Raw genomic sequence first — 21,854 nt, forward strand, 5'->3', positions numbered from 1 at the left:
CGATCTGGCGAGCATTCTCGCCTAAATGGGTGTCCGGTTTCATTAGACCACTACAGTTTGATACTTTGCTTTTCCCGCCAAACCCTCCGATCCAGCGATCTTTGATCGCGCCGATCGGAGGGTTCACCCGCTTTTTTCGAGGCATCTCGTACCGTCATCCCATTCCCAATTTAATTCGCACCACGCCGTCGTCTACCCGTCAGTAATTGCACGTGATCGTGATCGTGATCGAGTGCAGTGCAGTGCAGTTCTAGTGTCAGAACGAATCTTGTCGTGGGGCTATGGTTAGAGAGGTGGCGACACCGGCGACACCGGCGACAACCCACGTCGGACGAGCTCTTAAGCGTGGCGACAAAAGTGGCGACAGTCGCCACTTTTTGCGCGCTTTGGCCGGGATGCTTGACCGCCTTTTCGAGTGGGTATAAAAATTGGCGCACGGATCGCTGTCGTTGACAGCACCAGCCCAGGTAGCCAGAACCTTTAAGGCTACGCCACTTGCGTGGTGGTTCTCCCAAAGTGCGATTAGCGTCCGGCGGCTCGCACGGTCACTACCCGAGAGTGATGGATGCCTACTCGACTTATCTGTCCATTGCGGCAGACGATGAACGTACCTCGCTGCGCTGCAGCAACCTCACCTTTCGGCACACTTCGCTGCGCCAGACTGCGCCCGTCTCTTTCTCATGGAAAGAGACGGGCGCTCATGCCACTGCTGCAAGCCACGTCGTACAAGGCATTGCCGCAATTCTCCTCGTGACAATCGGCCTGACAAATCCGATTCGTCGCCACCGGCAACGACACAGGCACCGGTGCCGCAGCCTATGGAAAGGCTGAACCTGACTGACAGTCAGGCATGCCCCAGGTGTCCACGTCTTTGCCTTCTCCCTCTCAGGATCTCTAGGTACCGAACTCGTCCGTCGGCACAGCCTCCGCCCGCCCGCATCTTCGGATGCGTCAAGGAGGCCAGATTCATGGGTTCATGCCCTCGCTCCCGGTCGTAAGGAGCCGTTCGTTCCGCGTCAGTGAACACCTCACAGGCCGCAGGGGCCTTGATCCCTGATAACACTCAACAACCGTGGCGGGACTACGTGAGGACAACCAGCAATGACCGAGGAGAGGGCCCATGCAGCAGTTAGATCCGAAGCTTGAACTACCACGACCGCCTCGACCGCTGATTGAGTCGAATCCCGTGGCCCAGCCTTATCCAGTCCAGGCACTGGGTGGGATTCTTGGGCCTGCGGTGGAGCGCATGGCCGAGGTCATCGGCGTGCCCCAGGCGCTGGCCGCGCAATCGGTGTTGGCTGCCTCGGCTCTGGCAACCCAAGGGCATGCGGGCTTACAGCTCGACGGGAGAAACTATCCTCTGTCGCTGTACCTGATCACAGTGGCCGCATCCGGTGATCGTAAGACGGCGGCAGACCGATGCGCATTGCTGCCAGCACGGCAATGGGAGCGTGAACAGTGGCAGCGCTACCGCGAAAAACTTGCCCGGTACCGTGCCGCACAGCGACAGGTGCAGCGTATCAATCCTGCCGATCCCGACCCCACAAACAGCGTACCGCTCGAAACGGATCCTTCGGCCCCTCGGCTGATTACCACGGACCCGACTATTGAGGCCTTGATCAAAGGGCTCTGTCATGACTTGCCGAGCATGGGTCTGTTCTGTGATGAGGGTGGGCAATTCCTCGGCAGCAGCACCATGAGTCGGGATAACCGTTTGAAAGCGGTCACGACCTTGTCGTCACTCTGGGACGGCAGTCCGATTGATCGCGCGCGCTCCATGGCCGGTGAAAGCCTGCGAGCCTATGATCGGCGCTTGAGCCTGCACCTGATGCTACAACCGTACTTGGCCATGCAGTTACTCACTGACCCGCTGCTGCAGGGGCAAGGCATTCTCGGTCGCTGCCTGATGACCTGGCCCACCAGCCTGGCTGGACAACGTAGCTATCAGGCTGTCGACTTGTCCAAAGATGCCGCCCTAAAGTGCTATCACCGCCGTCTTTCGGCGCTGTTTTATCAGCCTTGGTCACTGTCTCCTGATGGTGCTTTGCAGTTATCACCGCTAACCCTCAGTCCGTTATCCCGCCGTCGCTGGATTGATCTGCATGATGCCATCGAAGCCCAATTGGGTGAGTTTGGCGAGCTGGCCAGCGTACGGCCTAGCGGATCAAAGGCCGCCGATAACCTGCTCCGAATCGCCGGCATCCTGGCAGTAGTGGAGGAAAGCGGCATGGTGGAGGTCGATCATATCCAACGGGCCTCCGCTTTAGTCGGCTACTACCTCACCGAGATCCAGCGCCTGACCGAACAGGAACCGGTATGCCGGATAAAGGAGGAGGCGGACCGCCTGCTGCGCTGGCTACAGGTCAAGGATTGGAAGCGCTTCAGTATTCGAGAGCTGAATCGCAACGGTCCCCGCTTTGCCCGTAAAAGCAGCCGTCATGCCGCCAAGTTGCTGGTCGAGTTGATTGATCATCAGTGGCTGATCACCGACGGTCATACCTTCGAGGTACGCCATGTTCAATCTTGATGAAGCGCTGCGCAACCATCTGGCTCAGCGTCAAAAGGAGCCCAGCGCGCGATTTGTCGCCGCTACTGTCGCCATTTTGTCGCCACGCTCAAAGCCAGACAGGGCAAGGGTTGTCGCCGGTGTCGCCGCTGTCGTCACCACCTACAAAACTATTGCCTCGACGACAGCCATTATCCAATGGTTGGAAGAGGAGGGCGCGCATCTCTACGTCGCTGACAACACGCTGTGTTTTCGCCCGACTGATTGGGCTCAGCTCGCTATTGTGAGTGCGAACTGGCGAGCCCTTTTGCATGGCCTCACTGCAGTCGATCAGGAACAGAAAAGTGGCTCGGGTCGGTAAGCGAGGGGGGCGTAATTTTGGCTTCGGTCGCCAGCTTAGTTATGCCGGACCGCAAGCACTGAAGGATCTGTTTGGGGGCGGCCATTTCGCTACCGTCAAAGCCCATAGCGATCGCTGGCAAGCCTTCGTGAATTGGTGTCGATCCGAGGAAGGTCCGAGGCTCAACGACGCGCGGCAGATCGACCGTGACATCCTCATGCGGTACGCCACTTATGTGAGGGAGCAGGTTGATCAGGGCAGCGTCGGCATTGCCACCGCGCAGAACCGCCTGGCCAGCGTGAACCGAACGATGGCCGCGCTGCGCGGTGATCAGCACGTCAAAATCCCCAGTCCGAGCAAGGCGCTAGGCCTACAGCGTTCAAGCGTGCGTAGTGATGCACCGCAAGGCCAAGGCCGTGTGCAAGTCACGCTGATTGCGCAAGCGCTGTCGGAGCGTGAGCAATCGAGGGTGAGTGCCATTGTGGTCCTCGCCCGGGAGACTGGTATGCGCTTGCGTGAAGCGATCTTGGCAGACCTGCCACGGCTGCAACGAGAGGCTCATCGACAGGGCAAGATCAACATCCAAGATGGCACCAAAGGCGGTCGATCAGGCGCATCTGCGCCGCGTTGGATTACGGTCACGGATCAAGTCCGAGAGGCGCTGGACAAAGCCAGTGAGGTCTCACCCAGTGGCAGTCAGAATTTGTTGGAGCCCGATGAAAGCTACAAAGACTTTATACAAAAAGTCGTGCGGCCGGCACGGGTCCTCCTGCATGAGCAAGGTTTGAAAGGCTTTCATGAGCTGCGAGCGGCATACGCCTGTGAGCGCTATGAGCAACTGACCGGTTTTCCCGCACCCGTTAATGGTGGTCGTGTTCATCAAGAGGATCGAGAACTCGATCAGCGTGCACGACAGCAGATCAGTCACGAGTTGGGACATAACCGCATCGATGTGGTGAGTGCCTACATCGGAGGTCGTCGATGAAAAATCAGTTCGATATGGCATTGTTTCTGAGCCCGGTGCTCAACGGTGCGCATGCCACGCGGCAACGGCACATCAGGCAAGCGGAAAGGATGCACGAGGCGATTCGTGAGCGCTGGGGGTGCGCGACGCCCTGGTCCTGGAAGGAAAAGCACACCAAGTGGTTTCTGGAGCACTATCTGCGTTACTCAGCACCAGCGACCGTCTATTACTATGCGTTAACAACAGGGTTGATCCGCCGCAGAAAGGCGCAACTCGTGGTTGTCTGATAGACCCTTTTAAGCGTGAGCCCCTGAGTATGGGAATGCGGAGCCTTCCCATACTCAGGGGCTTGGCTGAAGAGGCGCAGGAATACCAGTGATTTAGCGACAGTCGTCGCTCCTTTCGCCCTGCTGCACGACACAGATTGTAGCTGGCGTTGCGTACTTTTGGATGCTCAGCGAATCGGTACGACGTTGCGGTCCCTGGTTTGATTGATGGCCGATGCCGACAGGCTGCCGGTGGCCGCCTTCTGGATATGTTCACTCCACCAAGCCATCATCGGACGCCGGCGTTCGATGTAATCCGTCCGGTTGTAGGCGCTACGAACTTCGTCCTTGTCGACATGCGCCAGTGCGACCTCAATCAGCTCCGGATCCCAGCCATGCTCATTCAGGATGGTGCTCGCCATCGAGCGCAAGCCGTGGCTGACTAGACGGTCCTGAAAGCCCATGCGCTTCAACGCCATGTTGGCGGTCTGGCTATTGGCATGGGTGCGGGGATTTCTATCTGAGGGGAACACATACTCTCTGTTACCGCTGAGTTGCTTTAGCGTCTCCAGTAACGAAAGTGCCTGATCGGTGAGAGGGATTGTATGCTGCCGACGCTTTTTCATGCGCTCTGGCGGAATGGTCCAAATGCGCTTGTCGAAGTCGATATCTGCCCATCGTGTGGTAGCTGCTTCGGCAGGGCGGGTCATCGTGTGCAGTTGCCATTCGATCAGGCAGCGGGTCGTGCGCTTGATGCTGGCGTTCGCGATTTCCATCATGAGCTCGGGAAGCTCCTCAGGTGGTAGCGCAGCCATGTTCTCTTTCTTGGGTTTCTTGAACACCGCCCGAATTCCATTGAGGGGGTTCGCAAATATCAGCCCGGAGTTGACCCCGTAGGTCATGATCTCGTTGAGTCGTTGACTCAATCGTTTCACGGTTTCGAGGCTTCCTTTGGCCTCGATTGGGCGAAGGATCTTGATAACCATCGGAGCAGTGATTTGAGAGAGCGGCGTTTTTTTCATACTTGGGAAAACATGAAGCGTCAGCGATCTCCAAATATCTTCGGCGTAGGCTTTGGTAACGGAGTCTTTCTTCAGCTCGAACCAGGCCGTGGCCACCTTCTCGAAAGTGTGTTCAGTCTCAGCAAGTTTGGCTTGTCTTACCTCATCACGCTGTATTTTGGGATCAATGCCCAAAGCGAGCAGCTCACGTGCCTCTGTCGCTTTCTTCCGGGCATTGGCCAGTGAGAGGTCGGGGTAGGGGCCGAGCGCCATATTGAGGCGGTTTCGGGTCAGCGGCTCGCGGTAATTGAAGTTCCAGATCATCGAGCCGCTAGCGCGTATCCGAAGCTGCAGACCATCGCCGTCGGTGAGGACGAAGTCTTTACCAGTGGCCTTTACCGCCTTGAGCTGGCGATCGGAGAGGCGGGTTGCATTAGTAGGCATGGGGCTACCTCCAGCACCGTTTTGGTATCCTGAAAATAGCACCGGGTAGCCTGGGATACCACCCGGGATACCAAAAGCGCTGGAACTCAAAAAGCCGCTGAAGACCGCAAAGGCGCTGGATGCCCCGTATTTTCTGGCTTTCAGGCACAAAAAAAGACGTCCGTGGACGTCTTTAGATGATGAAGTGGTGGAGCCGGGGGGATTTGAACCCCCGTCCGCCAGTACTCCGCTGTCGGTACTACATGCGTAGCCGTGTCTATTAAGTTAACCCTCAGCGACCCGACGGGCAGGGTGCTTTGGGCGAGTTGTGTAAGTTTTAGCCGCTTCGTCCACAACGTACTGCACGGCGATTCTGTTCTATATGACAATCACTTTGGGTTTACAGACATCCCCTGATGATTGCTGGACCCGAAGGTACCAGAAGGGAAGAGCTAAGGCTGCTTACGCAGCGAGAGCGTATTCCCCGTAGGTTTCGTCATTGGCAACTATAGGAAGTTGCAACAGTGGATTTACGAGTTCTGTTACCAACTCGGCATGCACCTAAAGTTTCGCAACCGGCGTCGAATCCTAAACGGCCCCGAACCTGACGCTTCGTGGATCTGTTGAAGCGGCAGGCATTTGCAGTGTACGCCAATCCGCGCCAGAGGCCAACCCGGAGGTTGGCCTGCTGCCGGTCAGGAGTTTTTACCGTCCTTGTTTAGCTTTTGGATTTCCTGAAGGGTTTGAGTGGTTTCGCTGATGCATTTTTCGGTGCCTTCCTTGGTGTTCAGGGCCTGATGGGACTTGGCCTGCTGGACGCTGGCTTGGACACGGGCTTGGAGATCAGGCGCCATTGTCTCGGTTTTGGAGTTGGCGATGGATTGCAGGTTGGCTTCGCATAGATCCTCCTGTCCGGCGGCAAACGATGGCGACGCCAGCATGGAGGCGGTAACGAACAGACCTAACAGTACAGAGCGCTTCATATGTCTCTCCTTGGACTGAGGCCCAGGCTGCGCCGGCCATCAGTACGGCTACCCACTGGGGAAGGTCCCGCGTTTGCGGGACTTGATCAGTGGACTGCGACCGTGCGCCAGGGTTCTATTTTTCTTCAGCTCGCCCTGGGTCGGGTCACCCGGTCGATCAGGTAGACCAGTCCGTGGTAGTCGATGGCGCCATGTTGTGTCAGGCCGATCTCACAGGTGCGGCTGGTGGAGATCCCTTCGCTGCAATGCTGTACCGCGTCCTTGAGGCTGCGTAGCGAGTGCGCGTTCAGTTCCGGGGTGGTGAAGCCTTTGTCACCGGCGAAACCGCAGCAATGGATGCCTTCGGGGATGACCACGTTTTTACTGCACTTGCGCGCAAGATCAATCAGCGCCTGGCTTTCGCCCAGGTGCTGGGTGCTGCAGGTGACGTGGACCGCGATGGGCGCTTCTTGAGGCGTGAAGTCGAGGCGGTCCATCAGGTGCGTGCGGATGAAACGCACCGGATCGTACAGGTCGAGCCGCACATCGCCCAAGTCCTGGACCAGCCGCAAGGTGCACGGGCTGGTGTCGCAGTAGATCGGGTCGAGCCCACCGCGACTGGCGTGCAGCAAAGCGCCGATCAGTTCCTGGCGCTTGTGTTCGGCTTGTTCGGCATAGCCTTTGGAGGCGAAGGGTTGGCCGCAGCAGAGGCTGTCCAGGTTGTCTGGAAAGACGACCTGGTAGCCGGCTTTTTCCAACAGGCTGCGGGTTTTTTCGTGCAGCGACGTCTGTTCCTTGTCTCCCGCTGCCGGGCCCATGACCCGCGACACACACGCCGCCAGGTACACCACCCGTGGACGCTCGTCCGCTACGGTGGGACTGAAGCGGATGGCTTTTTCCGGCTGGGGCATGGCGTTGGTCCACTGCGGAACCTGGCCTTTGGACAGTCGCGTCAGCGACGCCGAGAGTTTTGCCAGGCGCGGTGCGCCGAGCAACATGCGTGCGCCGTTGGCAACGTGCAGGGCGAAGCGGGCGCCTTGCAGTGTGGTGGCGAAATTTCCTTCAACCCAGTTGGCGGTTTTCGTCTTCGTGGCTTCGCGACCGCGCAGCTTTCTCACCAGGTCGCCGGTGTTGATGCCGACGGGGCAACGTTGTGCGCACAAGCCCGTGGCCGCGCAGGTATCGATGCCGTGGTATTGGTAGGCTTGCTCCAGTTCGGTGGTGTCGGTGCCGGCGCGCTTCTTCGCTTGGATATCGCGCCAGATCACGATGCGCTGGCGCGGGCTCAAGGTCAGGTCCTTGGAGGGACACACCGGCTCGCAGAAACCGCACTCGATGCACTTGTCCACGATCTCGTCGGCGGCCGGCAGCGGCTTGAGGTGCTTGAGGTGGATCTGCGGATCCTCGCTGAGCACCACGTCCGGGTTGAGGATGCCGTTGGGGTCGAGCAGGCGCTTGAGCTGCCACATCAACTGGTAGGCATCGCTGCCCCATTCCAGTTCGACGAAGGGTGCCATGTTGCGGCCGGTGCCGTGTTCGGCTTTGAGCGAGCCGCCGAACTCCACGGCCACCAACTGTGCCACGTCATCCATGAACGCCTGGTAGCGTGCGACTTCTTCGGTGCTGTTGAAGCCTTGGGTGAAGACAAAGTGCAGATTGCCTTCCAGTGCGTGTCCGAAAAGGATCGCTTCGTCGTAGGCGTGTTTGTCGAACAGCTCGATCAGGCGATTCACGCCGATGGCCAGTTGCTCCACCGGAAAGGTCACGTCTTCGATGATCACCGTGGTCCCGGTTTTGCGCACGGCGCCCACTGCCGGGAAGGTGTCTTTGCGGATGGCCCAGAGGCGGGCGTTTTCCCGCGGGTCTTCGGTGAAGTCGACCTGTTTTTCCACCGGGAAAGCGGCCAGCGAGGCCATGATCCGCGCCAGTTGTTCTTGCAGTAAAGAAGAAGAGGCCGCGCGGGATTCGATCAGCAGGGCACAGGCATTGATCGACAGATGCTGTACGAAATCCGGCATGCCCGGTTTGTCCTGCACCGAGCGCAGGCTGCGGCGGTCCAGCAGTTCCACGGCCGAGACGGGTTGGCTTTTCAGCACGGTGACGGCGTTGCAGCAGGTTTCCACGTCCGGGAAGACGATCAGGGCCGAAGCCTTGTTTGGGTGGTCGATGACGGTGTTGTAGGTCACCGCGCTGATGAAGCCCAGGGTGCCTTCGGAGCCCACCAGCAGGTGGCTCAAGATATCCACAGGCTCGTCGTAGTCCACCAGGGCGTTGAGTGACAAGCCGGTGGTATTTTTCAGACGGTACTTGTGGCGGATTCTGGCAGCTAGTTCGGTATTGGCGCGGGTCTCGCGACCCAGGGTGGCGAGGCGCTCCAGCAGTTCGCCGTGGCTGCTGCGAAAAGCGGCCACGCTGCGCTCGTCTTCGGTGTCCAGGCGAGTGCCGTCGGCCAGTACCAGGCGGATGCCGGCCAGGGTGTGGTAGGTGTTCTGCGCCGTGCCGCAGCACATGCCGCTGGCGTTGTTGGCGACGATACCGCCAATTTTGCAGGCATTGATCGATGCTGGATCCGGGCCGATCTTGCGCCCGAACGGTGCCAGCCAAGCGTTGGCCTGGGCGCCGATGACGCCGGGCTGCAAGCGAATCTGCGTGCCTTGCCCACGAATCTCGCGACCGTTCCAGTTATCCCCAAGCACAATCAGCACCGAATCGCTGATGGCTTGTCCGGACAGGCTGGTGCCAGCGGCGCGGAACGTGACCGGAACCTGGTCGCGTTGGGCCAGTTTCAGCAGGGCGATCACTTCGTCCTCGGACTCGACCCGTACCACCAGTTTCGGAATCAGCCGGTAGAAACTGGCGTCGGTGCCGAAGGCCAGGGTCGACACCGGGTCGTCGAAACGTCGCTTTTGCGGGATCAGGCGGTGTACGTCGTGCAGGAAAGAGGCTGGAAGGGTCATTGGTCCTCCAGAATCAACACCACCAAGTCTTTGGGGCCGTGGGCGCCATAGGCCAGGACTTGCTCGATGTCGGCGGTCTTCGACGGGCCGGACACCAGCAAGGCGTTGGTAGGCATGCCCTGGGCCCATTCGAATTCTTGCTGCACTTCATAGAAGTTGTCGCGGATCTGGCTGGCCTTGAGCAGGGCAAAATGCACCGGCGGCACCAGGCTCATCAGCCGGGGTTCTTCCCGGGTGGGCCAGAGGATCAGGCTGCCGGTGGCGGCAATGGCGCCCAGCGTCCCGGTCAGGCTGGCGGGCGTGTCATTGAACAGCTCGGCTTTCCATTCTTCTACCGGCCGGTCGTAGGCCTTAAGCGTTGGCAGATCAGGATTGTTCGCCCAGAACTGTGTGATTTTTTCCCCGTGCGCGGTGGTCGGGGCGATGAGCAGGCTGGGCAGCTGCCGGTCGCGCAGCAATTGCGCCAGCAGGGCTGGCCAACTTTCCTCGGTTGTCAGGTGGATTTCGGTGTGCACCGCTTCCATCAATTTGCGCAATTGCGCAATGCGTTGCTCGGGCGCGTAGCGGTAGGTTTTGGTCACCAGGTCGACATCGAAGTTGTCGGCAACAGGCGTGGTGCCGGTCAGGCTTTTACGCAGCTTGGCGAGGATATTGTGCTTGGCGCTCATCGGCGGTCTCCCTGCTGGTTCAGGTGTTCGCGAGCCAGGTCATGCAACGAGCGGGCGGCGGGTTTGGGGGCGCTGTGGTTCTGGGTCCAGGGGCCGACGTTGCTCGGTGTCAGGGCGCGCAGGCGCGTGGCGAAAAAACCGAACAGCCGGTACAGCCGTGGCGAGCTGTTGAGCCAGGCCCAGGCGTTCCAGATGAAACGTTCCTTGGGCGAGTACTTGCTGCCCTGACCGCGCATGACCTGATGGGGGCTGTCCGGCGCCTTGACGTTTTCTTCGCGCAAACGGCGCAGCAAGGTCGGGATCGGAATCTTCACCGGGCACACTTCGCCGCAGGCGCCGCACAGCGACGATGCGCTCGGGTGGTCCGGCACCTTGGCCAGGCCAACCAGGTGGGGGGTGATGATTTTTCCGATAGGCCCCGGGTATACCTCGCCGTAGGCATGACCGCCGATTCGGGTGTAGACCGGGCAATGATTCATGCAGGCGCCGCAGCGAATGCAGTTCAGCGTCTGGCGCAGTTCGCTGTCGGCAAAGGCCTGGCTGCGACCGTTGTCCAGCAGTACCAGGTGGACTTCCTGGGGGCCGTCCAGTTCTTCGGCCTTGCGCGGGCCGGAAATCATGTTGACGTAGGTGGTGATCGGCTGGCCGAGGGCCGAGCGGGTCAACAGCGAGAGCAGCGGCACGACGTCGCGCAGGTTCTCGACCACTTTTTCGATGCCGGTCACGGCGATGTGCACCGGTGGCACGGTGGTGGACATGCGCCCGTTGCCTTCGTTTTCCACCAGCAACAGCGTGCCGGTTTCGGCAACGGCGAAGTTGACGCCCGAAACGCCGACATCGGCCTCGAAGAATTTCTGCCGCAGCACCCGGCGACCGATCTGAATGAGTTGGTCGACGTCCTTGGTGTACTCCACGCCGAGTTTGTCGTGGAACAAGGACGCGACCTGACCGGCGTTCTTGTGGATCGCCGGCATAATGATGTGTGAAGGCTTCTCGTGGTCGAGCTGGACGATGTACTCCCCCATGTCGGACTCAAGACATTCAATGTCCCGACCCTCGAGGAAATGGTTCATCTCCATCTCTTCGCTGACCATCGATTTGCCCTTGATCACTTGCCGCGCCTCGTGAGCACGGATGATCGAAAGGACGATGCCATTGGCTTCGTCCACCGTTTCCGCCCAGTGCACTTTCACACCGTTGCGGGTCAGGTTGGTTTCAAGTTGCTCGAGCAGGTCGGGCAGCTTGGATAACGCACGGGCGCGGACAGCATTGCCCAGCATCCGTAGATGTTCTCTTTCGTGGGCATCGCTGAAGGACGCTGCCCGTTTGGTCATCAGCGAATCCATCGCTGTGCGAAAGTTGTTTCGCAGTTGTGTGTCGCCCAGTGCCTTGCGAGCCCTGGCGCGAAAATCTTCCTGCACCTCAACGGTGGGAATCAGCGTCGGCGTGCTCATGCCGCACCTCCGGTACGCTGCCAGAGGAAGCTCGCCAGGTGCTGGCCGCGCAGCGCCGCCTGCTGTTTTTCCAAGGCGCCGTTGATGTTCATCAGGCAGCCGCAATCGGCACTGACCACCTGGTGCGCGCCGGATTCCTTCAGCGCCCGGGTCTTGTCGGCCACCATCGCGCCGGAAATGTCCGGCATGCGAACGCTGAATGTCCCACCGAAACCACAGCATTCACTTTCGTGGCTGTGTTCGACGCGTTCCACATTGCTCAGCTGGGCCAACAGGGCACGGCCATGCAGGTGGGTATTCATTTCACGGCGTGCCGAACACGAAGTGTGCAGCGCGACTTTCACCGGCGTGCCGCTGTCGTTCAACTGCACCTTGCAGACAAACAACAGGAATTCGGCCAGCTCATAGGTCCGGGCCGCCAGGGCCTGGACCTGCTTGAGCGTGTCGGGCTCGTCCTTGAACAGGTCGGCATAATGCTCGCGCACCATGCCGGCGCAGGAGCCCGAAGGCACCACCACCGGATAATCGCCGGCAAACAAGGCCAGTTGCGCGCGCGCCACCGTCCGGGCCTGCTCGGTGTAGCCCGAGGTGTAGGCCGGTTGTCCGCAGCAACTTTGCCCTTGCGGATACTCCACCCGGATCCCTTCGCGTTCCAGCAGATGGATCGCGTCCATCCCGGCTTCGGGGTAGAACAAATCCACCACGCAGGTGCCGAACAGGTAGACCCGTTGCGGTTTCTCGCTGGGGTACTGCCGAGGCTCGGGCAATGGCGGGGCGACACGGGTCGCGTTCGGCACAGCGTTGTAAAAAAGCTCGCTCATCAGGCGTGTCTCCGGGTGGTCCCGGTTGTCCGTCCGCTGAGGCTGCTGAATATAGAGCTCAAATCTTTCAGCAGCCTTGCAGACCCGGTGATCAATAGCAGACGCCGAATCGGTATTCGGCGTCGGTTCTTTCGGTAGGGCGTGTAGTACTCAGTGCACCAGCATGCCGGTGAACCAATAGGCCTGGGCCAACGTGATCAGGCCGACAATCGTTGCAAAGAATAGGCTGTGTTTCAGGGTGAAACGGAACAGATCCGACTCCTTGCCCACCAGGCCGGTCGCGGCGCAGGCCACGGCGATAGACTGTGGCGAGATCATCTTGCCGGTCACGCCACCGCTGGTATTCGCCGCGACGAGCAGGGTGTCGTTGACACCGATCTGATGCGCAGTGGTGGATTGCAGGGAACTGAACAGTGCGTTGGACGACGTGTCGGAACCGGTCAGGAACACACCCAGCCAACCCAGGAACGGCGAGAAGAACGGGAAGGCGGCGCCCGTGCCGGCCAACACCAGGGCCATGGTCGAGGACATGCCCGAGTAGTTGGTGACGAAGGCGAACGCCAGCACCATGCCGATGGAGAGGATCGGCCAGCGCAGCTCAAAAAGCGTTTCCTTGAAAGTGGTCAGACCAGTTTTCAGGTTGATCTTCAGCACCAGCATGGAGATCAGTGCGGAGAAGAAAATCGCCGTGCCGGTGGCGGAAATCGGATCGAGCTTGAACACGGCCGGAATGGCAGTGGGGTTGATCACGATAGGGGCGACCTTGATCACCATCTGGTCCAGGTGCGGGATGGCGAAGTTGAACACCCAGCCGTACATCGAGCCGCCTGCGGCGAACATGGCCTTGAACGGTTTCAGGGTCCAGATTGTCACCAGTACGGTGAGGATCAGGAACGGCGACCAGGCCTTGAAAATTTCCCCCAGGCTGTAGGGCGAAGGCACGGTGGTGCGCGGTTGGCCGAAACCACCGGCGCTGGCGGTGACCGTTGTGTTGGCGGCGGCGCCGGCAATCTGCGCGCCTGCGGTGCGCTTGGGTTGCCAGATCTTCAGGAACAGCGTCAGCGAAATCAGGCTGGCGAGGGCCGAGGTGATGTCCGGCAGTTCCGGGCCGATGAAGTTGGAGGTGAAGTACTGGGTGATGGCGAAGCTCAAGCCTGCCACCAGTGCGGCCGGCCAGGTTTCGCGCACGCCGCGCAGGCCGTCCATCATGAACACCAGCCAGAATGGCACGAACAGCGACAGCAAGGGCAGTTGGCGGCCGGTCATGGCGCCGATCTTGACGGCGTCGATGCCGGTGACCTGGCCGGCGACGATGATCGGAATGCCCAGGGCGCCGAACGCCACCGGAGCGGTGTTGGCGATCAGGCACAGGCCGGCGGCGTACAGCGGGTTGAAGCCCAGGCCCACCAACAAGGCGGCGGTGATCGCCACGGGCGCACCGAAACCGGCGGCGCCTTCCAGGAACGCGCCAAAGCAGAAGCCAATCAACAGCACTTGGAGGCGTTGGTCATCGGTAATCGACAGCACCGAGCTGCGGATCACCTCGAACTGCCCGCTCTTGACCGTCAGTTTGTACAGGAACACCGCGGCAACGATGATCCAGGCGATGGGCCACAGGCCATATGCAAAGCCGTAACCGGCGGCGGCGAAGGCCATGTCTGCGGGCATGTGGAACGCGAAGATCGCCACGATGATCGCCAGGGCCAGCGTGATGCTGCCGGCCACATGCCCCTTGAGGCGAAACACCGCCAGGGCCAGGAAGAAAAATACGATGGGGATGACGGCCGCGAGTGCCGACAAGCCGAGGCTGCCGAGTGGGCTGTAGAGCTGTTGCCAGGTTTGCATAATGGGTGGGCCCCTAATTGTTGTTGGTCAGGCACTGTCAGCGAATTGGATAATTGGTAAGACCAATTTACAAGCGCTGTCGGCTAGGGTAAAAGCCTTGGTTGTCATGTGTCAATTTGCCGCCCTGAAACTTTCGTCGAATAAGCGGTGCAGATGGCATCTGATCTGTAGACCAAAACGGCTTTTGATGGGTGTGGACGAGGCTCGAATGGGCCAGAATAGACAGCCCGGCGAGCCGTCGGGATCGTGGAGAAAGGTGTTATGGGGTTTGATCAGATTCGTCAGCGCCGTTTGTCTGACGATATTGTCGAGCGGCTTGAAGGCATGATCCTGGAGGGCACGCTCAAGGCGGGCGAGCGATTGCCGGCCGAACGGACCCTGGCCGAGCAGTTCGGCGTGTCGCGCCCGTCGTTGCGCGAGGCCATCCAGAAGCTGACGGCCAAGGGGTTGCTGGCCAGTCGTCAGGGCGGCGGCAACTATGTGGTGGAATCGCTGGGCTCGACGTTCAGCGATCCTTTGTTGCAGCTGTTGGAAAGCAATCCCGAGGCGCAGCGTGACTTGCTGGAATTTCGCCATACCCTGGAAGCATCCTGTGCCTACTACGCGGCACTGCGGGCTACCGAGGTGGACCGCGAGCGGCTGACGTCAGCGTTCGAGGCGCTGCTCGATTGCTATTCGCGTCATGAAGAAGTGAGTCGGGCGGAAGAGGGCGCTGCGGACGCCAGCTTCCACCTGGCGATCGCCGAGGCCAGCCACAATGCGGTCTTGCTGCACACCATTCGCGGACTGTTCGATCTGCTCAAGCGCAACGTGGTGACCAACATCGGTGGCATGTACAAACAGCGCGGTGAAACCCGCGACATGCTGATCAGCCAGCATCGGGAGTTGTACCAGGCCATCATGGATGGGCAGGCGGAGCTGGCGCGGGAAGTGTCCAGCCGGCACATCCTGTATGTGCAGGAAGTGTTGGAGGAGGTGCGTCAGGAGGTGCAGCGGATGGCGCGGGCGGAGCGGCGCAAGGGGAGGTAATCAGTGGGTTCGAAGCGCTTGCAGACCCTGTGGGAGCGAGCCTGCTCGCGATGGCGTATCGTCAGTCGACATCGATGTTGACTGAACCACCGCAATCGCGAGCAGGCTCGCTCCCACATTGGATCTCGTGCGGGCTTACTCTTCCTTGCCCTTGTTGCGCACCGCGCGCTGCAATTCTCGACCGGCATCGCGTTCGCGCTCGGTGTCGCGCTTGTCGTATTCCTTCTTGCCCTTGCCTAGCGCGATCTCGCACTTGATCAAGTGCTTGCTCCAGTAGAAGGAGGTGCAGACGCAGGTGTAACCCTTCTGTTGCACGGCGGCGAAGAGCTTTTCCAGCTCGCGCTTGTTGAGCAGCAGCTTGCGGGTGCGCACCGGGTCGGCAATCACGTGGGTGCTGGCGGTCATCAGCGGCGTGATATGACTGCCCAGCAGCCAGGCTTCGCCGTCCTTGAGCAGCACGTAGCTGTCGACCAGTTGCGCCTTGCCGGCACGCAAGCTCTTTACTTCCCAGCCGGCCAGGACCATGCCAGCCTCGAAACGCTGTTCGATGAAGTAATCGTGTCGCGCCTTTTTATTTTGCGCGATGGTCCCTGTGGGGTGTTTCTTCTGTTTAGCCATAGGGGCGGCATTATAGGCAGTTGCGTGCGTGTCGGCTACGGTGAAGCTGTGTGCTTGAGCACGTTGAGTGAATCCCGGACAATGCGGCCTCTTTTTTGAACGCTTGGGCGTGATCACGATGTCGACAGACAAGGTTTCTGTCCACGGCAGTTGGGCTAGCCGCTGGGTCTTCATACTCGCCGCGACCGGTTCTGCCGTGGGGTTGGGTAGTATCTGGAAGTTTCCGTACATGGTAGGTGTCTACGGTGGCGGGGCCTTCGTATTGATGTTCCTGGCCTGCATCGCGCTGATCGGCGTGCCGGTGATGCTGGCCGAAACCCTCATCGGTCGTCGTGCCCGGCAAAGCCCGGCCAACGCCCTGAAGGTGCTGGCGCAGGAAGCGGGTCACTCCACCAAGTGGTCGTGGGGCGCTTTCGCCGGGATGATCACGGCGTTGCTGATCCTGTCTTTCTACAGCGTGGTCGGCGGTTGGTCGCTGGACTACATCATCGACATGGGGCGTGGCGATTTCCAAGGTGCGACGCCTGACCTCGTGGGGGCTTACTTTGGCGACGTGATTGCCGATCCCCTGCGGTTGATCCTCTGGCACACGGTCTTCATGCTGCTGTCCGCCGTGGTGATCGCCAAGGGCGTGGTCGCGGGGCTTGAGCGCAGCTTGCGCATCATGATGCCGCTGCTGTTCGTGATGATCCTGGTGCTGCTGGGCTACAGCATGACCACCGGGCATTTCATGGAAGGCCTGCATTTCATGTTCGACTTCCAGCCGGAAAAAGTCCTGGACGGCTTGCTGCCTGCCATGGGGCACGCGTTCTTTTCCCTGAGCGTGGGTGTCGGCTCGATCATGATCTACGGCGCCTACATGCCCAAGAATGCCTCGCTCACCCGGACTGTCGTCGGCGTCGCGCTGCTGGACACCTTCGTGTCACTGATGGCTGGCGTGGCATTGTTTCCGATTGTCTTTGCCGCAGGCTTGAACCCCAGCGAGGGCCCAGGGCTGATGTTCGTGAGCTTGCCATTCGCTTTCGGCAGCATGGCGTTCGGCCAGGTGATGGGCGTGGTGTTCTTCGTCCTGGTGGCGATTGCCGCCTGGAGCTCGGCCATTTCCCTGCTCGAGCCCATGGTGGCGTATCTGGTCGAGCGGACGCGGATCAGTCGCGCCTGGGTCACGTTCTGGCTGGCCTTTACCTGCTGGTTCGTTGGCCTGGGTACGGTGTTTTCCTTCAATATCTGGAAGGAAGCGAAGTTTTTCGTGAACGAAGGCGGACTGTTCCATCTCTACCAATGGGGGGCCACGGCAGGTCTGGATTTCTTCGGTGTGATTGATTTCTTCACCTCACGGATCATGCTGCCACTGGGTGGTTTGTGTTTCGTGGTGTTTGCAGGCTGGGTGATGGGGCGCGAAGCGGTGCGTGATGAGTTGTCGCTGCGCAGTCCCGTGGTGTTTGCCCTGAGCCTGTTCTTGATGCGCTACGTGGCGCCCATCGGCATTCTCGTAGTGTTTGCCGCCCAGCTGTGGAAGTGACGCTGACATGACGACTCATATTCAACGCTCGGCTCTGTTGCCTTACCCGGCGCAAGCGCTGTACGACCTGGTCAACGATGTGGCGAGTTATCCCGAGTTCTTGCCCTGGTGTTCTTCGGCTGAAGTGCTCGAGAGTTCGGACACCCAGATGCGCGCCAGGCTCAACGTCGCCAAGGGCGGGTTGAGCCAGCATTTCGTCACGCGCAATACCCTAGTGCCGGGGCAGTCCATCGAGATGAACCTGGAAGAGGGGCCTTTCAATCAGCTTCACGGTGTCTGGGTGTTCAAGCCGCTGGGCGAGAAGGCCTGCAAGATCAGCCTGGACTTGTCGTTCGACTACGCCGGCCCACTGGTGCGGGCGACGCTGGGGCCGTTGTTCAATCAGGCTGCCAATACCCTGGTCGACGCGTTTTGCCAGCGCGCCAAGCAGAATGCCGAGCTCAAGCGGTGATCGAGATAGAAGTGGTGTACGCCGGCGCTGAGCGCCAGTACCTGCGCGCATTCTCGGTGGCAGAAGGCACCTGCGTTCGCGCCGCGCTGCTGGCATCCGGCATCGCCGCCGAGTTTCCAGAGCTGGATCTGGCCACTTGCCCGGTGGGGATTTTCGGCAAGGTGGTGAGCGATCCGGACCAGCGCCAGGTGCAGGCGGCTGATCGGCTTGAGATCTATCGACCATTGTTGGCCGACCCGAAGGAAATTCGTCGCCTGCGCGCCGCCAAGGCCGCCCAGGCGCGCCAAGCGGACTCGTGATCTGGTGCTGAACCGCAGGCAATAAAAAACCCGGCATGCCGGGTTTTTTCATGTGTCGACTTATTGCGGTGAAGTGTCCAGCGGTTCTGGAGTCGGGACAGGTACGGTCTCGACCTTGTCCACGTCCTTCTGGATCTGGTCCAGCAACGAACCTGGCTTGGCCGGTTTTTCCGGTTTTGGCTGCTGGCCGTTCTGGGCGGGTTCGGTGACGGTGGTGCCGCTGTCCTTGCCCATGATGGCTTCGTCGCGGCTCACGCCGGGCATGAAGTCACCCGACAGGCTGACGAGCTGGTCGTTGGGGTTGAAGATCACGCTGATGCGTTCCTGCTGGCGTTCACCGCCGCCAGCCTGCAGGCTGTACAGGTAATCCCAGCGATCGGCATGGAATGTGTCAGACAACAGGGGGTTACCCATGATAAACCGTACTTGCCGACGGGTCATTCCCGGGCGCAACTGGTCTATCATGTCCTGCGTGACGACATTGCCCTGCTGGATGTCGATTTTGTAAACCCCGGGGAATGAACAACCGGCGAGTGCGAGCAGTCCCACGAAGGTGAAACTGGTTAGCAAGAGCTTGGTGTTTTGCATCGGTGGGCGACTTCCACTATCTTGGCTGGGACAACAGTAAACGCCGATCATACCCGCATTAAGAGAAGCTGCGAAGCAGCATCGCGAGAAAGCTGACCATGGTTGAAAATAGCGAACTACGCAAAGCCGGCCTCAAGGTGACCCTGCCACGGGTCAAGATTCTACAAATGCTCGACTCTGCCGAGCAACGCCACATGAGCGCCGAAGACGTCTACAAAGCGCTTATGGAAGCAGGTGAGGACGTTGGTCTGGCCACGGTTTACCGCGTCCTGACTCAATTCGAGGCAGCAGGTCTCGTGGCTCGTCACAATTTCGATGGCGGTCATGCGGTCTTTGAATTGGCTGACGGGGAGCACCATGACCACATGGTGGACGTGGAAACCCGTGAGGTTATCGAATTCATCAGTCCTGAAATCGAAAAGCTGCAAAAGGCAATTGCAGAGGAGTATGGCTTCGAGCTGATCGATCACCATCTCGTGTTGCATGTGCGCAAGCGCAAGTAAGCGCCTGCGTATGCATTAAAGGCTCAATGAAATAAGGCGACCCTCAGGTCGCCTTATTTTTGCCTGGTTGTTTCAGCTCTTGGCCGCCACGACCATTTTCTTCGCATGGGCCAAGGACTCCTTGGTGAGGTCGATCCCGCCCAGCATGCGTGCAACCTCTTCCACCCGCTCGTTCTTGTTGAGCTTGGACACGGCGGTGCGGGTGGCGTCCTCGCCTCGCACCTTGTGGACAAATAAATGCTGGTGACCCTGGGCGGCAACCTGGGGCAAGTGGGTAACGGTCAACACCTGACCGCGTTCCCCCAGTCGACGGAGCAACTGGCCGACGATCTCCGCGGTTGGCCCGCCAATGCCCACGTCCACTTCGTCGAACACCAGGGTCGGCACCCGTGAGGTTTGCGCGGTAATGACCTGGATGGCCAGGCTGATGCGCGACAGCTCGCCGCCGGAAGCGACTTTCGCCAGTGCCTTGAGCGGCTGTCCTGGGTTGGCGCTGACCAGCAGTTCCACCTGTTCCAGGCCATGGGGTTGCAGGTCGTCGCCGGCATTGGGGCGCAGTTCGATGGTGAAGCGGCCGCCGGGCATGCCCAGGCGCTGGATTTCCTGTTCCACGGCGCTGGCCAGGCCGGTGGCCGCTTGGCGGCGCAGTTCGCTGAGTTCGTTGGCCTTTTGCTGGTAGTGGCGGGCATAGGAGGCCAGCTCGTCTCCCAGGCGCTCGATGGATTCGTCGTTGGCGTTAAGGGTTTCCAGCTCTTCCAGCAGGCGTTGCTGGAGCTCGACGATGTCGGTGGGCTGGACGCGGTGTTTGCGAGCCAGCGTATAGATAGTGTCCAGGCGCTCTTCCAGGTATTGCAGGCGTGCCGGATCGGCATCGAAATGATCGAGAAACCGGTTCAGCTCGCCGACGGCTTCCTCGACCTGGATCTGCGCGCTGGTCAGCAGGTTGGTCGCTTCGCTCAGGGCGCCCACCGAATTGTTCACGCTGGAGAGTCGATTCAGGCTCGCCGTCAGGGCATTGAGCACGTTGCCCGAATCGCTCTCGCTGCACTGTTCGACCACTTGGCGGCAGATGCCCAGCAGGGTTTCGGCGTTGGTCAGGTTCTTGTGTTCCTGTTCCAGCTCTTCGAGTTCATGTTCGCCCAGGGCGAGGTTTTCCAGTTCTTCGAGCTGATAGCTGAGCAACTGATGGCGGGCACGTTGCTCGTCGCCGGAGTTGGAGAGCCGATCGAGTTCCTGTCGAGTCTGGCGCCAGCGCTGGGCGGCCAGTTGGACCTGGCGGGCCAGGTCCGTGGCGGCGGCGTATTCGTCGAGCAGGCGGCGATGGGTGTCGGTCTTGAGCAGGGATTGGTGTTCGTGCTGGCTGTGGATATCGATCAGCAGTTCGCCCAGGGCCTTGAGGTCTCCCAAAGGGCACGGCGCGCCGTTGATGTAGCCCCGTGAGCGGCCTTCGGCGGTGATGACCCGGCGCAGGATGCACAGGCCATCGGTGTCCAGGTCCCGCTCTGCCAGCCAGGCACTGGCTTCGGGGATATCGACCAGGTCGAAGGTCGCCAGGATATCGGCCTTGTCGGCGCCCGGGCGGACCACGCCACTGTCGGCGCGATCGCCCAGGGTCAGGCCCAGGGCGTCGAGCATGATCGACTTGCCCGCGCCGGTTTCACCGGTGATTACGCTCATGCCCCGATCGAGTTCGAGGTCGAGGTGTTCGACGATGGCGTAGTTATGTACGGACAGGTGCACCAGCATAAGGCCGCTCCCAGGCTTTAGGTCTGGTTATTTATACAGTGTTTTGTTTCGGCCTGACAATGCCCGGGCTTAGCTCTATTTGCTTGGGCGGATGAATTTCTTAGCACTGGGAGGAATGGTTATGCAGCTGTTTTTTGTAAGGTTAATTCGTCAGGTAGCCCTTGAAGCCGAAAAACCCGGCCCCATATACCGGGGCAGAAGCGCGAGTCGAGCTCGCGGACGAAGTTGAGAGGAGAAATCTATGGCTGACGAACAGACGCAGGATACGCAAAATCTAGACACCAACCAGGCTCCCCAGGATTCGGGTGAAGACCTGGCGGCACGTGTACAAGTGCTCGAAGAGCAACTGGCCGGTGCGCAGGATCAGGCGTTGCGTGTAGCAGCCGACCTGCAGAACGTCCGCCGTCGCGCCGAGCAGGATGTGGAAAAGGCTCACAAATTCGCCCTGGAGCGTTTCGCCGGCGACCTGCTGCCGATCATCGACAGCCTGGAGCGTGGCCTGGAGCTCTCCAGCCCGGACGACGAAAACATCCGTCCGATGCGTGAAGGCATCGAACTGACCCTGAAGATGTTCCAGGACACCCTCAAGCGTTATCAGCTTGAAACCCTGGACCCACACGGTGAACCGTTCAACGCCGAGCATCACCAGGCCATGGCGATGCAGGAAAGCACCGACGTCGAGCCAAACAGTGTCCTGAAGGTTTTCCAGAAGGGTTACCTGCTCAATGGTCGTCTGTTGCGCCCGGCCATGGTCGTGGTCAGCAAGACGCCCGCACCGGTTTCGCCTTCTATTGATGAGCAGGCTTGAAATCGGTCGCAGCGGCCCCATTTATAAGTCAAGCGTTTAAGTGCTACCGCAGTTAGCCACCACTGCTGCGGCAACAAAATCCA

The 21,854-nt window shown here is 60.0% G+C and carries 20 protein-coding genes and 1 other RNA gene; 10 read left to right on the forward strand and 11 right to left on the reverse strand.

The genetic code is table 11. The annotated features are described in order from the left end of the window. Positions 1-1,120: 1,120 nt before the first annotated feature. From ACODSJ_RS11230 to ACODSJ_RS11245, 4 genes are read left to right on the forward strand one after another with little or no spacing between them, the layout of a single operon-like run. Positions 1,121-2,527, forward strand: coding sequence for a YfjI family protein (locus tag ACODSJ_RS11230; RefSeq protein ID WP_489101791.1), 1,407 nt, complete (start codon positions 1,121-1,123; stop codon positions 2,525-2,527). Next, a complete protein-coding gene (locus ACODSJ_RS11235) occupies positions 2,514-2,867 on the forward strand; it encodes a hypothetical protein (protein WP_489101792.1) in 354 nt (117 codons plus the stop codon). The genes ACODSJ_RS11230 and ACODSJ_RS11235 overlap by 14 nt, the downstream gene beginning before the upstream one ends. Continuing rightward, positions 2,851-3,831 (forward strand): integrase domain-containing protein, encoded by a 981-nt coding sequence (locus ACODSJ_RS11240; RefSeq protein ID WP_489101885.1) that lies wholly within the window; start codon positions 2,851-2,853, stop codon positions 3,829-3,831. The genes ACODSJ_RS11235 and ACODSJ_RS11240 overlap by 17 nt, the downstream gene beginning before the upstream one ends. Continuing rightward, positions 3,828-4,097: a hypothetical protein gene (locus ACODSJ_RS11245; RefSeq protein ID WP_489101793.1), complete on the forward strand. Its 270-nt coding sequence runs from the start codon at positions 3,828-3,830 to the stop codon at positions 4,095-4,097. The genes ACODSJ_RS11240 and ACODSJ_RS11245 overlap by 4 nt, the downstream gene beginning before the upstream one ends. A 167-nt stretch (positions 4,098-4,264) precedes the next feature. On the opposite strand, the gene ACODSJ_RS11250 is transcribed toward ACODSJ_RS11245, so the two are convergent. The 8 genes from ACODSJ_RS11250 to ACODSJ_RS11285 all read right to left on the reverse strand — a co-directional run bounded on the left by ACODSJ_RS11250 (position 4,265) and on the right by ACODSJ_RS11285 (position 14,207). Next, the gene (locus ACODSJ_RS11250) at positions 4,265-5,521 is read right to left on the reverse strand and encodes an integrase domain-containing protein (RefSeq protein ID WP_489101794.1); all 1,257 of its coding nucleotides are present in this window, start codon (positions 5,519-5,521) and stop codon (positions 4,265-4,267) included. A 185-nt stretch (positions 5,522-5,706) separates the two neighbouring features. After that, positions 5,707-6,100, reverse strand: a transfer-messenger RNA (tmRNA) gene (ssrA, locus tag ACODSJ_RS11255). 95 nt (positions 6,101-6,195) lie between these two features. Further along, on the reverse strand, positions 6,196-6,483 hold the full coding sequence (locus ACODSJ_RS11260; RefSeq protein WP_489101795.1) for a hypothetical protein: 288 nt from the start codon (positions 6,481-6,483) through the stop codon (positions 6,196-6,198). A gap of 125 nt (positions 6,484-6,608) precedes the next feature. Next, positions 6,609-9,419, reverse strand: a complete 2,811-nt coding sequence (locus tag ACODSJ_RS11265; RefSeq protein ID WP_489101796.1) for an FAD-binding and (Fe-S)-binding domain-containing protein — start codon at positions 9,417-9,419, stop codon at positions 6,609-6,611. Then, complete coding sequence (locus ACODSJ_RS11270; protein WP_489101797.1) at positions 9,416-10,087, reverse strand: LutC/YkgG family protein; 672 nt, start codon at positions 10,085-10,087, stop codon at positions 9,416-9,418. Before ACODSJ_RS11270 ends, ACODSJ_RS11265 begins: the two co-directional genes overlap by 4 nt. Beyond that, on the reverse strand, positions 10,084-11,541 hold the full coding sequence (locus ACODSJ_RS11275; protein WP_489101798.1) for a LutB/LldF family L-lactate oxidation iron-sulfur protein: 1,458 nt from the start codon (positions 11,539-11,541) through the stop codon (positions 10,084-10,086). The genes ACODSJ_RS11270 and ACODSJ_RS11275 overlap by 4 nt, the downstream gene beginning before the upstream one ends. Beyond that, a complete protein-coding gene (locus ACODSJ_RS11280; RefSeq protein ID WP_260959853.1) occupies positions 11,538-12,362 on the reverse strand; it encodes a (Fe-S)-binding protein in 825 nt (274 codons plus the stop codon). Before ACODSJ_RS11280 ends, ACODSJ_RS11275 begins: the two co-directional genes overlap by 4 nt. Before the next feature lie 150 nt (positions 12,363-12,512). Further along, positions 12,513-14,207 (reverse strand): lactate permease LctP family transporter, encoded by a 1,695-nt coding sequence (locus ACODSJ_RS11285; RefSeq protein WP_489101799.1) that lies wholly within the window; start codon positions 14,205-14,207, stop codon positions 12,513-12,515. Positions 14,208-14,468: 261 nt separating this feature from the next. On the opposite strand from ACODSJ_RS11285, the gene ACODSJ_RS11290 reads away from it, so the two are divergent. Continuing rightward, a complete protein-coding gene (locus tag ACODSJ_RS11290; protein WP_489101800.1) occupies positions 14,469-15,236 on the forward strand; it encodes a GntR family transcriptional regulator in 768 nt (255 codons plus the stop codon). Positions 15,237-15,371: 135 nt separating this feature from the next. Here ACODSJ_RS11290 and smpB read toward each other — a convergent pair whose 3' ends face one another. Next, positions 15,372-15,854, reverse strand: coding sequence for an SsrA-binding protein SmpB (gene smpB, locus ACODSJ_RS11295; protein WP_489101801.1), 483 nt, complete (start codon positions 15,852-15,854; stop codon positions 15,372-15,374). 118 nt (positions 15,855-15,972) lie between these two features. Here smpB and ACODSJ_RS11300 point away from each other — a divergent pair, with 118 nt between their 5' ends. From ACODSJ_RS11300 to ACODSJ_RS11310, 3 genes are read left to right on the forward strand one after another with little or no spacing between them, the layout of a single operon-like run. Beyond that, the gene (locus ACODSJ_RS11300) at positions 15,973-17,376 is read left to right on the forward strand and encodes a sodium-dependent transporter (protein ID WP_489101802.1); all 1,404 of its coding nucleotides are present in this window, start codon (positions 15,973-15,975) and stop codon (positions 17,374-17,376) included. 7 nt (positions 17,377-17,383) lie between these two features. Beyond that, on the forward strand, positions 17,384-17,827 hold the full coding sequence (locus tag ACODSJ_RS11305; RefSeq protein WP_489101803.1) for a type II toxin-antitoxin system RatA family toxin: 444 nt from the start codon (positions 17,384-17,386) through the stop codon (positions 17,825-17,827). Beyond that, the gene (locus ACODSJ_RS11310) at positions 17,824-18,126 is read left to right on the forward strand and encodes an RnfH family protein (RefSeq protein ID WP_489101804.1); all 303 of its coding nucleotides are present in this window, start codon (positions 17,824-17,826) and stop codon (positions 18,124-18,126) included. The genes ACODSJ_RS11305 and ACODSJ_RS11310 overlap by 4 nt, the downstream gene beginning before the upstream one ends. Positions 18,127-18,186: 60 nt before the next feature. Here the strand turns inward: ACODSJ_RS11310 and ACODSJ_RS11315 are convergent, their stop codons facing one another. Then, on the reverse strand, positions 18,187-18,714 hold the full coding sequence (locus ACODSJ_RS11315) for an outer membrane protein assembly factor BamE (protein WP_489101805.1): 528 nt from the start codon (positions 18,712-18,714) through the stop codon (positions 18,187-18,189). Positions 18,715-18,812: 98 nt separating this feature from the next. Between ACODSJ_RS11315 and fur the strand changes: the two genes are divergently transcribed. Beyond that, the gene (fur, locus tag ACODSJ_RS11320) at positions 18,813-19,217 is read left to right on the forward strand and encodes a ferric iron uptake transcriptional regulator (protein WP_024779961.1); all 405 of its coding nucleotides are present in this window, start codon (positions 18,813-18,815) and stop codon (positions 19,215-19,217) included. A gap of 72 nt (positions 19,218-19,289) precedes the next feature. Here the strand turns inward: fur and recN are convergent, their stop codons facing one another. After that, positions 19,290-20,963: a DNA repair protein RecN gene (gene recN / locus ACODSJ_RS11325; RefSeq protein WP_489101806.1), complete on the reverse strand. Its 1,674-nt coding sequence runs from the start codon at positions 20,961-20,963 to the stop codon at positions 19,290-19,292. Positions 20,964-21,204: 241 nt separating this feature from the next. Here recN and grpE point away from each other — a divergent pair, with 241 nt between their 5' ends. Further along, positions 21,205-21,771: a nucleotide exchange factor GrpE gene (gene grpE, locus ACODSJ_RS11330; RefSeq protein WP_489101807.1), complete on the forward strand. Its 567-nt coding sequence runs from the start codon at positions 21,205-21,207 to the stop codon at positions 21,769-21,771. The last annotated feature ends 83 nt before the right edge of the window (positions 21,772-21,854 follow it).

This window comes from Pseudomonas sp. FG6 (assembly GCF_057809015.1).